This window comes from Streptomyces gelaticus (assembly GCF_014649535.1).
Lineage (GTDB): Bacteria > Actinomycetota > Actinomycetes > Streptomycetales > Streptomycetaceae > Streptomyces > Streptomyces gelaticus.
The window spans coordinates 182213-195135 of record NZ_BMTF01000001.1; the positions used below are offsets into that span (position 1 = coordinate 182213).

Sequence of the window (12923 nt, forward strand, 5' to 3'; positions counted from 1 at the left end):
CGGACGTGTCGTCAGGCCAGCAGATCCCGCACGGAGGTCTTCATCCGGGCCACGAACGCCTCCCGCACGGGTGGCTCCAGCACCCACCGCTGCTCCGGGTCCGGTGCGTACAGGGCGTACTGGAAGTCGTGGTCGACGAAGTAGAAGGACACCTCGTAGCGGAAGTCGATCCGGGGCCGGACGAGCAGGGTGCCGTCCTCGCCATCCGGCAGCGCTGCCTCCCGTACGAACCGCGGTCCGGCCGAGTCCGCCCCCAGCTTCTGCTTGACCACGTACTCGGGCGCCTCGGGCAGCGTTCCCAGATCGGCCGCCCGGTCCACCGTGGGGATCACCGGATGTCCGGCCCGGCTCAGATCGACCGGGTACTCGCTGCCCGACATTCTCCCGCCCGCCTTCGCGGCCGATCCCTACGGGGCGTACCGGACCGTCACCAGGCGCTGCCGGGGCGCACCGCCAGCCGGGGGTGGTGGGCGGCCAGCACCTTGTTGGCGCGGGCCAGTTCGGAGAGCGCCTGCTCGCGGTCGGCCCGGTCCTCGTCGCAGAGCCGCGGACCGCGGAAGCTGCGCACCTCGCGCGCGGCGCATGCGGCGTCGAGTTCCGCCTGCAGGACGTGCGGCGGGATGCAGGAGCCGATCAGCGCGGCGACCCGGTCCGGGATCGGCACGGGGACGAGGAGGTGTGAGGCGGTCATGAGGGGTTCCCTCTCGCAATGGTCGGCCAGGAGGCGGTTGTCGGCTCGGCCGCCGGGTGCGGCGGCCGACATCTCCATGTGTACGGGACGCAGTTCCGGGTTTCTCGTTGAGAACGTCTCCGTGTGGCAACCGTTTGAGAGTGACCGTCTATTTCGCCTTACCCATAAGTAAGTTGACTCGTGGTGAGGACCGTGATCCGGCTGGAAGTGGACTCAGAGCGGTGATTCCTCGCCGCGGGCCCGTAACTGGAGCGCCCTCAGCACGGCCTCGGTGGAGAACCGGCTTTCGGGGTCGGTCAGTTGCTCGCCGAAGATGGACTCAAGATTGCGCATCCGGTAGCGGACCGTCTGCGGGTGGACGTCCAGCAGCTCGCCCATGTAGGCAGCGGTGCCGCGGGTGTCCAGCCAGATCCGCAGGGTCTCGACCAGGCGCTCCCGGCGAGTGGCGCTGATTCCGGAGATCGGGGCGAGTTCGCGTTGGGCCAGCTGGTCGACCAGTACCGGGTCGGAGAGCAGCCACAGGGTGATGAGGTGGTCCTCGCAGAGGACGACGGGCGCGTCGTCGATGATGTTCGTGTCGACGAGTTCGAGCACTCGCCGGGCCCAGCGGATCGAGTCCGAGGCCAGGGCGGTGGGCACGGTCAGGCCGATCGCGGCGTGGGTGCCGAGGAGTGCCCCGTCAAGCATCCGTCTGCGGGCGTCGTCGAAAGCTCCGGGGATCAATAAGTGTGGTTGGGGGTCGCTGAGATCGGCCAGGACGTCGCGGTCCGCTGCGGCCCGGTCCAGGGTGGCGGGGGAGCGGACGGCGACCAGGGTGACCTGCTCGGGGAGTGTCCATCCGGTCTGTTCGCAGAGTTCGGCGATGGCGGTACGGGGTGCGGGGCGCCCGGCGAGGATCAGGTGGAGCAGGCGTCGGCGCATGGCCTCGCCCTGTTCGCCGGTCTGCGACTGGACCTCCAGGAAGCCTTCCCGGGACAGGGATTCGAGCTCGTCGATGTAGGCGAAGAGCGCGTCGGCGAAGCTGAGCATGAGAGTCGGTGAGAAGTTGTAGCTCCGGCCGACCTTCTGCGCCCGTCGCAGTGCGATCCGGGCCCCGAGCCGGTAGGCGCCCTGGAGCGTCTCCATCGTGCGCCCTTCGTACGCTTCGAAGCGCCCGAACCGGCGGCACATGTCGTCGCGGAGCGAGGTCGAGGCGGAGGGTTCGGCGACCAGGTCCACGAACGAGGAGAGGCTCTGCTCGACACCGACGCGGATGGCCTGCCCGTTGGGGCCGCTGAGCAGCCGGGCATATTCCGGATAGGCCCGGGTGACCTCCACGCCGATCTCCTTGATCAGGCTCGGGAGTTCGGGCCGCATGATGGCGGCGAATTCCTGGGGGAGCGGCCCCAGCGGATCCCCCGTGTCCGACGGCTGTATGAGTTCTGGCATGACTGTCCCCTTGCTCTCCGGCGCCCGGTGGGGGGTCAGGCGGTGGGGAAAGCGCTCCCACGAACCGACAGGTGCGTACCAAGTTCGCGATGAAGATAGACCAAGTCAGCGGTTGTGCCCACTACTTGGGCAAGATCGGAGTGCAAGGGGCACATATCTTGGCCTCGTTGTGGGGCTTCGGTGCAGGTGGGACGCCAGTGCTCACTTCAGGACAATATTTTTCGGACATCTGCTCTTCCGGCGACAAGAAAGTAACCGTGGGTAACGAATTTTCGTCCGGGTGATTGGTGTGGATTCGCGCGGGTGGTGCGCATTCTTCCGGAGTGCTGCAGTCGCGCCCGGGCGCGGCTGTTCGTCGCCCCGGGCGCCTCTGCATTCGAAGGGGGAGCATATTGTTCGGAGAGGGGAAATTCCTCGGGATTGCCGGGGTGATACAAGAACCGGTCGGCCGTAATGGATAATTCATCCGCGGTTTCTCCGATCCGGTGTGTTCTGTGATCGGGGAACGGGTTCTCGGGCGCCCTGTCCGGTTCGATTCCAGGGCGGGTGAGGGGCGGTGGGGTGTCATTCGGACGCGGGGTGGACGATCTTACCGGCGGGTACGCCTGCGGTCGGCGGACCCGTCCGTCGCCGGTGACTGCGCCCGGGATGAGTGTCCTGGAGGGGGCAGGGGGCATGACACGGCCGTAACTACTCACTTTCGTATAGAAAATCGTGGCGATCTGCTGAGTTGTCGCTAAGGCGGAATGCTTTTGCCGAGAGGGCCGGGTATTTTCTGCGCCGGGTATTGCCGCGTCGGGCTACTGGCTCGTAACGTTCGATCCGCACGGAGTTCGATCACGCAGTCGAGTCCATCGACTTCTGCGTTCCACGATGTGAGCCGCCCTCGTGCCGGGCCCATTCCCGGGGCGTGGTGCGAGGTAATCGGGTACGTCCAACTCCACTTCCCGGAGGTATGTTCCGTGAGAAGCACCCTCAGACGAGCATTGTTCGCCACGACCGTCGCCGCAGCCGCCTTCGGCTTCGCCGCCACGTCGGCCTCGGCCACCGCCCTCGCGCAGTGGACCGTGGTCAACCCCAATGCGAACGGCACCTTCACGGCCTCGCTCAAGGCCGGCACGGTGGCGACCCTGGTCGACACCAGCACCAGCCAGCAGGTGGACTGCTCGGTGGGCACCGCCAGTGGTACCGCTCCGAGCGGAACGTACCCCTCCGGCCTCGGCATTGCGAAGATCACCGCCGCCGCCTGGGGTTCCACGGCCAGCCCGTGCCCCGGACCGCTCGGCTCGAACTTCACGGCCGCACTCGCACCGGGTGCCGTCATCAATATCGACGCGAGCACGTACAGCGGCGGCGTCACCTCGGGGAGCCTGTCCGGGGTCAAGGTCAACCTGACGGGTGACACCATCCTGGGCACCTGCAAAGCCGTGATCTCCGGGTCCGTGAACAAGGTGACCTACACCAACTCCACGGGCGAGCTCAACATCAACACCGGCTCCGGTCTGAAGGTCGACAGCGCCGACAACTGCGCGGGGCTGCTCAACGCGGGTGACTCGGCCACGTTCAAGGCGACGTACAAGGTCGCCGCGCCGCTCACCATCACCTCGCCGTAACCGAACCGGGCCGGCGCCGGTGGCAAGGAAGGGCCGCGGAGCGGAGTTCCACCTCCTCTCCGCGGCCCGCCGTCGGCCCGCCCGTTCGCATCCCATGCACGAGTGCCCGGCACCGAGACGACGGCAGGTATGTCGAGATGAGAACAAGGACCCCGGACCCGCGGCGCACCGCACGCTTCGCCGCGGTCGGTGCGATGGCGCTGGTGGCGGGCTTCATGCCGGGCACGGGAGCCGCGAACGACACCCGGACCGCCGAGGCGGACATCGCCTACACCTGTGACCTTCCCTCCGGTGCGCAGCCGGTCCCGGTGCACATCACGGCGGAGTTGCCGGTGAGCACGAGCATCGGGACGGCGATCCAGCTCCGGGACGTGGCCCTCTCCTTCGAGCTTCCGCGTTCCGCCCTCTCCTCGTCGCCGGAAGCCGAACCGGCGGCCGTCTCGGGATCCGCGCGGGTGCTGACCGAGGTCTCGCAGCGGGGCGAGTCGACGGATGTGCCCTGGCAAGGGCTGGAGATCCCGGAGACTTCCCTCCCCGCCACGGGGGACATCGCGCTCCGGGCGACGGGCGAGGTACCGACGATCACACCGAGATCGAGCGGCGACGTGCTCTTCGCGCTGGGGCAGCTGGACGTGGGCCTCGCCCTGCGGGCCGCTGAGGGAGCCGGGGACGCGCCGCCCCCGCCGGCCTTCTCGTGCAAGGCCGATCCGGACCAGAGCGCGGAGCTGGCCACGGTCACCGTTCCCCCGCAGACCGGAGCCCCGCCCACCGGGACCGCCCCCGAGCCGTCCGGGGACACCACCCCCGAGCGGTCCGGCGGCGCGAAGGCGGGACGGGAGCAGGCTCTGCCGGCCGGGGGCGTGCAGCCGCCCGCCGACTGCACGGTCATGACCGGTCCCATTCCTCAGGTGCCCAAGCCGGCACACGGTTACATGGCGGGGTACTCCAACATCAACAAACTGGCCGGGGCGATCCGGTTCAGCGACCCCGGACACCTCCGCCTCAACCTGAACACGTCCGTCTCCTTCCTCAGGTGCCCGACGGGCGTGAAGAGCTGGCTGACCACCGACGGCACGCTCGACCACAAGGGCAAGGCCCGGATGCCGCCGGCCGAGGCCACCTTCCTCACCTTCGGCTTCATGCCGACGACGGCGAAGGTGGAGCTGATCCTCGAAGGCAGGATCGACATCGGAACGCTGGGCGACTCGGCCCCCGACCCCGATACCAAGAAGTACAAGGAGACGACGACCGCCATCGCCCCCCTGCGCGCGCGCCTCTACGACGTGGAGGTCAACGGGGAGCCGCTGGACGTCGGCCCCGACTGCCGCAGCGTGAGCCCGATGACGCTGAAACTGGTCGGCAAGGGGGCGTCCGGCGCGGGTGGCCCCGAGGGCTACACCGTGAAGACCGGCGGGCCCCTGACCGGCTACGCGGATGTGCCGCCGTTCACCGGATGCGGTGTCACGGAGGACCTCGACAACCTCTTCACCGCCTCGGTCTCCGGAAAAGGCAACTACACGAAGATGATGCAGTCCCCGCTGTGTGTCGAAGGTGTTCCGGCGAACTGTCCCGAGCCGCCGAAGCCCAAGCCCGAACGCTGAGAGAGCTGTTCCGCAAGCGCTGACTCCCGGATCCCCAGAAAGGCTGGACGAATCATGCGAGCTGCCCCGAAAAGTGTCAGACCCGCTCTCCTCGGCGCATTGGTGGCGGTGGCCGTCGGTATTCCGCTGAGCACCTCGCCGGCGAGCGCCGCCTCCGCCCAGGAGATGAACGGCAACTGGGCACCCTTCAGCCGGTGTCCGGTCGACGACCCGGCCATGCTGGCCGCGGACGGCCGGACGGACATCGCGATCTGCGTGGCCTCGCACTCCGGGAGCGGCTCCATCAAGCTCGGCAGCACCCTGGCGACGACCGGTGCCAACGACCTCCAGTTCGGTGTCGTACGGAACACGGCGACGGGTGAGTCCAGGGTCGTGCCGCCCGCGGGCGGGGCGATAGTGGGAGCTGCGACGGAGATTCCCGGCGGGCTGCTCGGCCTCATGTGCCCGAGCGGGATTCCGCTGGTCTCGGACATCTGCAAACAGCTGACGGACAACAGTCTCAACCGGGTCGTCGCCACCGTGCAGTCGGCCGGCACCCCCAGGAACTTCGATGTGGCCGCCGGGATGCAGAGCGGGAAGACGATCGTCGACATCCCGGTCCGCATCCATCTGGAGAACCCCTTCCTGGGGTCGAAGTGCTACATCGGGACCACCTCCGAGCCGATCGTGCTGCGTCCGCAGAACCTCACCCAGCCGGCCGTGGCCAGCAAGCGCTTCGATGCCGACGGCACGCCGAACACCGCCGGTCTGCTCAATCGCATCGAGCTGACCGGGAACGACCAGGGCGACGCGGGCTTCGCCGTCCCCGGGGTGAGCGGCTGCGGGCCGCTGACCCTCGGCGAGCTGAACTGGGCGGTCAACCTCAAGACGGCGCTCCCGTCGGCGGCCGGAAAGAACAACCTGGTGCTCAACAACGCAGCCACGTACACGGGGGGCCTGGCGTCCCCCGGCGCGGCGGCGCCCAACGCCGGCCGGCTGCTGTCGGAGAGCTGGCACGCGGGAGTGGCGCGGTAGGCGTTCCTTTTGGACCTCCTTCCGTGGAGTACGGAGATCCGTGATGCCGCCCGCCCCGCCCGGCGCATTCCGCCGGGCGGGGCGGGCGCATTCGCACCGATGTGCCGGACGGCTCACTTATCGACAAGTGCGCAATACGCAATACTCACTCGCTCACAAAAAGAAAAAGAGCTGCCGGGTGGCGTGCAAAAAGATGACGAACAGTATTGCGAAGCCAGGTTACCGGGTCGTAGCGTCCCGGTTGAGCAGCGGGGAAACGGATCCGCGGCTGCTCGTTCGGTACCTCTGGAGCCCCGCGGATCCGGCCTCGCCGGCCGTGGGGCCCCGGTCCGTGCACCGGATACCTTGCGCAGATTCCGACAAAGCCGCCGCAGGGCTTTGTCACTTGATGACAAGTGATCCGCACCGAGCCCCAGTTCAGTCGATTTCCGCTGTTCAACGGCTTGTCCTGGCGGTTTCGACGGACATAGCGTGCGCCTCCTGGTGCATGTGTGACGAGCCGCCATTGGATTTCTCAGAGCCGGAGCGCTGACAGATGACTTCGTTCACCACAACTTCGAAGGAGGGCCGATGGGAATCGAAGTAGTCGTCGAGGGCCTCACGAAGTCCTTCGGCAAGCAGAACATCTGGCAGGACGTCACCCTCACACTGCCCGCCGGTGAAGTGAGCGTCATGCTCGGACCCTCCGGCACCGGAAAGACCGTCTTCCTGAAATCCATCATCGGTCTTCTGAAGCCCGAGCACGGACGCGTCCTCATCAACGGCGTCGACATGGTGAACAGCCCGGAACGCGAGATCATGGAGACCCGCAAACTCTTCGGGCTCATGTTCCAGGACGGTGCCCTCTTCGGGTCGATGTCGCTCTTCGACAACATCGCCTTCCCCTTGCGTGAACACACCCGCAAGAAGGAATCGGAAATCCGCCGCATCGTCATGGAACGGATCGACATCGTCGGTCTCCTCGGCGCCGAGGACAAACTCCCGGGCGAGATCTCCGGCGGGATGCGCAAGAGGGCCGGGCTGGCCCGCGCCCTCGTCCTGGACCCGCAGATCATCCTCTGCGACGAACCGGACTCCGGACTCGACCCGGTCCGCACCGCCTACATCTCCCAGCTGCTCATCGATCTCAACGCACAGATCGACGCGACGATGCTCATCGTCACCCACAACCTCGACATCGCGGCCACCGTCCCGGACAACATGGGGATGCTCTTCTGCCGCAACCTCGTCACCTTCGGGCCGCGCGAGGTGCTGCTCACCAGTGACATGCCGGTCGTCTCCCAGTTCCTCGCGGGGCGCCGCGAAGGGCCCATCGGAATGGCCGAGGAGAAGGACGCCGCCACCCTCGCCGCCGAGGAGGTGAACGGCTACGGAGTCGGCATCAGCTCCGCCAACGCGCCGCGCACCGTCGTCCCGCAGCTGGAGCCCTCGCCCGGCATGCCCGTGCGGCAGGCCGCGCTGCGCCGCCGGGAACGGGTCCTGTCGATGATGGGCCAGCTGCCCGAGGCCGCCCGCACAGCCATCATGCAGAGCTACGCCCCGGCCGCGGGCGGTGAACGCCTGTGACGGCCCCCATGCCGGTGCTGCCTCCCGAGCCGCCGCCGGCCGACGCGGCGCCGCCGAAGGCACCGGAGCACAAGCCTGCGAGCCGGCTGCTCGCCCCGCTGCGCGAGACCGGGAAGCTGTTCTCCCTCGCCGCGACCGTGAGCCGGGAGGTCTTCCGACGGCCCTTCCAGGTACGGGAGTTCATCGAGCAGTTCTGGTTCGTCGCCAGCGTCACCATCCTGCCCGCCGCGCTCGTCTCGATCCCGTTCGGCGCCGTCATCGCCCTCCAGGTCGGATCGCTGACCCAGCAGCTCGGCGCCCAGTCCTTCACCGGCGGCGCCAGCGTCCTCGCCGTCATCCAGCAGGCCAGCCCGATCATCGTGGCCCTGTTGATCTCGGGCGCCGCCGGCTCGGCCATCTGCGCCGATCTCGGCTCGCGGAAGATCCGCGAGGAACTCGACGCGATGGAGGTCATGGGTGTCTCGCCCGTCCAGCGCCTCGTCGTCCCCCGCGTCCTCGCGACCATGCTGGTCGCCGTACTGCTGAACGGTCTGGTCTCCGTCGTCGGCACACTGGGCGGCTACTTCTTCAACGTGATCCTCCAGCACGGCACCCCCGGTGCCTATCTGGCCAGCTTCTCCGCCCTGGCCCAGCTCCCCGACCTGTACATCAGTGAGGTCAAGGCGCTGATCTTCGGCTTCATCGCGGGCATCGTCGCCGCCTACCGGGGGCTCAACCCGCGCGGCGGCCCCAAGGGAGTCGGCGACGCGGTGAACCAGTCCGTCGTCATCACCTTCATGCTGCTGTTCTTCGTGAACACGGTCCTCACGGCGATCTACCTCCAGATCGTCCCCGCGAAGGGGAGCTGACCGATGCCGATGCTCAGCTGGCTCGACCGATCCGGTGAACAACTCACCTTCTACGTACGCGCGTTGATCTGGGTTCCCCGGACCCTGCGCCGCTATCTGCGGGAGGTCCAGCGGCTGCTGGCCGAAGTGGCCTTCGGCAGCGGCGGACTCGGTGTCATCGGCGGCACCATCGGCGTGATGGTCGCGATGACCCTCTTCACCGGCACCGTCGTCGGCCTCCAGGGGTACGCCGCCCTCAACCAGATCGGCACCTCCGCCTTCACCGGCTTCATCTCCGCCTACTTCAACACCCGCGAGATCGCCCCGCTCGTCGCCGGACTCGCCCTCTCCGCGACCGTCGGCGCGGGCTTCACCGCTCAGCTCGGCGCGATGCGGATCAACGAGGAGGTCGACGCCCTGGAGGCGATGGGGGTGCGGTCCATGCCCTACCTCGTCTCCACCCGGATCATCGCCGGGGTCGTCGCGATCATCCCGCTGTACGCGATCGGGCTGCTCTCCTCGTACCTCGCGTCCCGCTCCATCACGGTCCTGTTCAACGGGCAGTCGGCGGGCACCTACGACCACTACTTCAATCTCTTCCTCTCCCCGGACGACGTGCTGCTGTCGGTGCTCAAGGTGCTGATCTTCAGTGTGATGGTGATCCTCGCCCACTGCTACTACGGCTTCCACGCCACCGGCGGGCCTGCCGGTGTGGGGGTCGCGGTCGGGCGGTCGGTGCGCAACGCCATCGTGCTCATCAGCGTCACCGACTTCTTCCTCTCGCTCGCCATCTGGGGCGCTACCACGACGGTGAAGGTGGCCGGCTGATGAATTCCCACCGGACGCAGACCGTCCGCCGCAGACTCGCCGGAGTCGCCTTCCTCCTCGTGCCCGCCGTGCTCGTATGGATTTCGGTCTCGGTGTACCGCAAGGACTTCACCGACGACGCGACCGTGACCGTACGCACTTCCAGCGTCGGCAACGAGATGCACGACAACGCGGATGTGAAGCTGCGCGGCGTCGTCGTCGGGCAGGTCCGCGGCATCACGGCCGACGGGAACGGGGCCCGGCTCACCCTCGCCATCGAGCCCGACAAGCTCGACCGGATCCCGGCGGACGTGACCGCCCAGATGCTGCCCACCACGCTCTTCGGCGAACGGTTCGTCGCACTCGTACCACCCGAGATGCCGTCCACGCAGCCGCTGCGGGCCGGTTCCGTCATCCCGCAGGACCGCTCCAGCAACGCCATCGAGCTGGAGGAGGTCCTCGACAACGTCCTGCCGCTGCTGACCGCCGTCAAACCGGAGAAGCTCGCCGCCACCCTGGGCGCCGTCTCCCAGGCCCTCCAGGGGCGCGGCGAGAAGCTCGGCGACACCCTCGTCACGCTCGATGCCCATCTGGCGAAGTTCAATCCCCAACTCCCCACGCTCAACGCCGACATCAAGGAACTCGTCAAGGTGAGCAAGGTGTACGGGGACGCCGCGCCCGACGTCCTGGACGCACTGACCGACTTCACCACCACCAGCGGCACCATCGCCGAACAGCAGGCGCAGCTCGCCGGGCTCTACGGGTCCACGACCGCGTCCGCGCGCGACCTGACCTCGTTCCTCCAGGAGAACAAGGACAACCTGATCCGGCTCTCCGCCACGAGCAGGCCGACGCTGGAGCTGCTCGCGAAGTACTCGGACGAATTCCCCTGCACCCTGCGGACCATGGCGGGCTTCGTCCCGGCCATGGACAAGGCGCTCGGCAAGGGCACCGGCCGGCCCGGACTCCACGTCACCGTCAAGCCCGTGAAGTCGAAGGGCAAGTACGTGCCCGGCAAGGACACCCCGGTCTACCGCGCGACCGGCGGACCGCACTGCTACTCCGTGCCGTACGTGGGCAGGACCGTCCCGACCGCCGACGCCCGCACGACGGCGGTCACCCCGTCCGGCACCGCACGCGCCAGCGAACCGGTCGGCGCCACGTCCACCGCCGGGGACTCCGCCCTCGGCATGCCCAACTCCCCGCAGGAGAGCCGGCTCGTCAACGAGCTGGTCGCTCCCTCACTGAAAGTCCAGCCGCAGACCCTGCCCGACTGGAGCAGCGTGCTCATCGGTCCGGCCTTCCGCGGTGCGGAGGTGAAGCTCAAGTGAAGCGCCGCTCTCTCGCCGCTCCGCTGACGAAATCGATCGTCTTCATCCTGGTGACCGTACTGGCCACCACCGTGCTGGCACTGTCCATCGCCAACACCGGCGTCGGTGACACCACCACGTACAAGGCCAGGTTCACCGACGCGACCGGGCTGGTCGTCGGCGACAGCGTCCGGATCGCCGGGGTCAAGGTCGGGCAGGTCGAGTCCATCGAGGTGGCCGACAGGCGGCTCGCCGAGGTCGGCTTCGCCGTCCGCAAGGGGCGCAGGCTCCCCGCCTCGGTGACCGCCTCGATCAAGTACCTCAACATGGTCGGCCAGCGCTACATCGACCTCGACCAGGGGGCCGGACCGGTCGGCAGGAGCTTCGCCGCCGGAGCGACCATCCCGCTCTCCCGCACCACCCCGGCGCTCGACCTCACCCAGCTCTTCAACGGCTTCCAGCCGCTCTTCGAAGGGCTCTCCCCGCCCGACGTCAACCAGCTGGCCGGCTCCATCGTCCAGGTGCTCCAGGGCGAGGGCGGCACCGTCGACAGCATCCTCTCGCACGTCGGCTCACTGACCGGCACGGTCGCGGCCAAGGACAAGGTGATCGGCGAGGTGATCAAGAACCTCAACACGGTCCTGAAGACCGTCAACGACCGCGAGGCCGGCTTCGACGACCTCGTCGACACCCTCCAGAAACTCGTCACCGGATTCGCCGGCGACCGCAAACCGCTCGGTCAGGCGGTCACCGCCATGGGCGCACTCACCACCGTCACCGCGGACCTCCTCGACGAAGGCCGGGCGCCCCTCAAGAGCGACATCGGACAACTCGGCCGGCTCTCCGACCAGTTGGGCAAGGGCACCCCGCAGATCGAGAACTTCCTGCGGAAGACCCCGGCCAAGATGGCGGCGATCAGCCGGCTCACCTCCTACGGCTCATGGCTCAACCTCTACCTCTGCGAGGCCAGGGTCAGCGGAGTGACGACCGAGGACGGCAGCGCCCCGCCCACCGGCATCGTGGTCAGGAAGCCGAGGTGCCAGGCATGAGGATCAAACCCGTACGGGAACGCAACCCCGTCGCCGTGGCCGTCGTGGGGCTGGTCGTCCTCGCCCTCATCGGCCTGGGCGCCTACCGCGCCGACTCGCTGCCCTTCATCGGCGGCGGCACCACCTACAGCGCCGACTTCACCGAGTCCGCCGGACTGAGCGAGGGCGACGAGGTGCGGGTCGCCGGAGTGAAGGTCGGCGAGGTCACCGGTGTCTCGCTCGACGGCGCCAAGGTGAAGGTCGGCTTCAAGGTCGAGGACGTCTGGATCGGCAACGCCTCCACCGTCGGCATCGCCATCAAGGCCCTGCTCGGCGAGAAGTACCTTGCCGTCGACCCGCTGGGCAACGCCCCGCAGGACCCGCACGAGCGCATCGGGGCGAACCGCACCACCTCCCCGTACGACGTCACCCAGGCGTTCAACGGACTCGGCGAGACCATCGGCGAGATCGACACCGCACAGCTCGCCAAGAGCTTCGAGACGATCTCCGCCACCTTCAAGGACTCCCCGCCGGACGTGAAGAGCGCGGCCGACGGCCTCTCCGCCCTCTCCAGGACCGTCTCCGAACGGGACGCCCAGCTCGCCACCCTCCTCAAGGGCAGCAAGCAGCTCACCAAGACCCTCGCCGACAAGAAGAGCAGCTTCGAAACCCTGCTGGAGGACGGCAATCTGCTCCTCGGCGAGATCCAGGCACGCCGCGACTCCATCCACCTGCTGCTCACCGGCACCAAGAACCTGGGCACCCAGCTCACCGGCCTCGTGCGGGACAACAACAAGCAGCTGGGGCCCACCCTGGACTCGCTCGGCCGGGTCACCGCCGTACTGGTGAAGAACCGCAAGAGCCTCGACAAGGTGCTCTCGCTCGCCGGCTCGTACAGCCGGCTCGTCGGCAACACCCTCGGCAGCGGCCGCTGGTTCGACAACTACGTCTGCGGAGTCGTCCCCAAGGAGTACGTGCCCGCGGGCACACCCGCGGGGCCCGAGTGCAAGCCACCCGAGCAGCGAGGCGGCCGCTGAC

11 protein-coding genes and 1 pseudogene are annotated in these 12923 nt (G+C 68.1%); 9 read left to right on the forward strand and 3 right to left on the reverse strand.

The window, feature by feature from the left end:
• Window positions 1-11: 11 nt before the first annotated feature.
• The 3 genes and pseudogenes from IE107_RS00825 to IE107_RS00835 all read right to left on the reverse strand — a co-directional run.
• A pseudogene (locus IE107_RS00825) lies at window positions 12-386 on the reverse strand (hypothetical protein); the annotation flags it as partial.
• 41 nt (window positions 387-427) lie between these two features.
• Window positions 428-691 carry a hypothetical protein gene (locus tag IE107_RS00830; protein WP_189539865.1) on the reverse strand — a complete coding sequence of 88 codons (264 nt, stop codon included), beginning with the start codon at window positions 689-691 and terminating at the stop codon, window positions 428-430.
• Between the two features lie 213 nt (window positions 692-904).
• On the reverse strand, window positions 905-2119 hold the full coding sequence (locus IE107_RS00835; RefSeq protein ID WP_189539867.1) for a PucR family transcriptional regulator: 1215 nt from the start codon (window positions 2117-2119) through the stop codon (window positions 905-907).
• Window positions 2120-3081: 962 nt separating this feature from the next.
• Here IE107_RS00835 and IE107_RS00840 point away from each other — a divergent pair.
• From IE107_RS00840 to IE107_RS00880, 9 genes are all read left to right on the forward strand, one after another.
• Window positions 3082-3732: a hypothetical protein gene (locus IE107_RS00840; protein WP_189539869.1), complete on the forward strand. Its 651-nt coding sequence runs from the start codon at window positions 3082-3084 to the stop codon at window positions 3730-3732.
• A 137-nt stretch (window positions 3733-3869) separates the two neighbouring features.
• Entirely contained in the window at window positions 3870-5333 is a 1464-nt protein-coding gene (locus IE107_RS00845; RefSeq protein WP_189539871.1) for a DUF6801 domain-containing protein, read from the forward strand.
• 54 nt (window positions 5334-5387) lie between these two features.
• The gene (locus IE107_RS00850) at window positions 5388-6347 is read left to right on the forward strand and encodes a hypothetical protein (protein WP_373302380.1); all 960 of its coding nucleotides are present in this window, start codon (window positions 5388-5390) and stop codon (window positions 6345-6347) included.
• Window positions 6348-6917: 570 nt separating this feature from the next.
• Window positions 6918-7913, forward strand: coding sequence for an ABC transporter ATP-binding protein (locus IE107_RS00855; RefSeq protein ID WP_189539873.1), 996 nt, complete (start codon window positions 6918-6920; stop codon window positions 7911-7913).
• Entirely contained in the window at window positions 7910-8761 is an 852-nt protein-coding gene (locus IE107_RS00860) for an MlaE family ABC transporter permease (protein WP_189539875.1), read from the forward strand. The genes IE107_RS00855 and IE107_RS00860 overlap by 4 nt, the downstream gene beginning before the upstream one ends.
• Before the next feature lie 3 nt (window positions 8762-8764).
• The gene (locus IE107_RS00865) at window positions 8765-9568 is read left to right on the forward strand and encodes an MlaE family ABC transporter permease (protein ID WP_189539877.1); all 804 of its coding nucleotides are present in this window, start codon (window positions 8765-8767) and stop codon (window positions 9566-9568) included.
• Window positions 9568-10878 carry an MCE family protein gene (locus tag IE107_RS00870; protein WP_189539878.1) on the forward strand — a complete coding sequence of 437 codons (1311 nt, stop codon included), beginning with the start codon at window positions 9568-9570 and terminating at the stop codon, window positions 10876-10878. The genes IE107_RS00865 and IE107_RS00870 overlap by 1 nt, the downstream gene beginning before the upstream one ends.
• The gene (locus tag IE107_RS00875) at window positions 10875-11906 is read left to right on the forward strand and encodes an MCE family protein (RefSeq protein WP_189539880.1); all 1032 of its coding nucleotides are present in this window, start codon (window positions 10875-10877) and stop codon (window positions 11904-11906) included. Before IE107_RS00870 ends, IE107_RS00875 begins: the two co-directional genes overlap by 4 nt.
• Window positions 11903-12922, forward strand: a complete 1020-nt coding sequence (locus IE107_RS00880) for an MCE family protein (protein ID WP_189539882.1) — start codon at window positions 11903-11905, stop codon at window positions 12920-12922. The genes IE107_RS00875 and IE107_RS00880 overlap by 4 nt, the downstream gene beginning before the upstream one ends.
• The last annotated feature ends 1 nt before the right edge of the window (window position 12923 follow it).

What these genes read in the sequence shown, in the direction of transcription:
- IE107_RS00830 (WP_189539865.1), bottom strand. Translation starts at nt 691, where the DNA reads ATGACCGCCTCACACCTCCTCGTCCCCGTGCCGATCCCGGACCGGGTC.
- IE107_RS00835 (WP_189539867.1), bottom strand. Translation starts at nt 2,119, where the DNA reads ATGCCAGAACTCATACAGCCGTCGGACACGGGGGATCCGCTGGGGCCG.
- IE107_RS00845 (WP_189539871.1), top strand. Translation starts at nt 3,870, where the DNA reads ATGAGAACAAGGACCCCGGACCCGCGGCGCACCGCACGCTTCGCCGCG.
- IE107_RS00850 (WP_373302380.1), top strand. Translation starts at nt 5,388, where the DNA reads ATGCGAGCTGCCCCGAAAAGTGTCAGACCCGCTCTCCTCGGCGCATTG.
- IE107_RS00855 (WP_189539873.1), top strand. Translation starts at nt 6,918, where the DNA reads ATGGGAATCGAAGTAGTCGTCGAGGGCCTCACGAAGTCCTTCGGCAAG.
- IE107_RS00865 (WP_189539877.1), top strand. Translation starts at nt 8,765, where the DNA reads ATGCCGATGCTCAGCTGGCTCGACCGATCCGGTGAACAACTCACCTTC.
- IE107_RS00870 (WP_189539878.1), top strand. Translation starts at nt 9,568, where the DNA reads ATGAATTCCCACCGGACGCAGACCGTCCGCCGCAGACTCGCCGGAGTC.
- IE107_RS00880 (WP_189539882.1), top strand. Translation starts at nt 11,903, where the DNA reads ATGAGGATCAAACCCGTACGGGAACGCAACCCCGTCGCCGTGGCCGTC.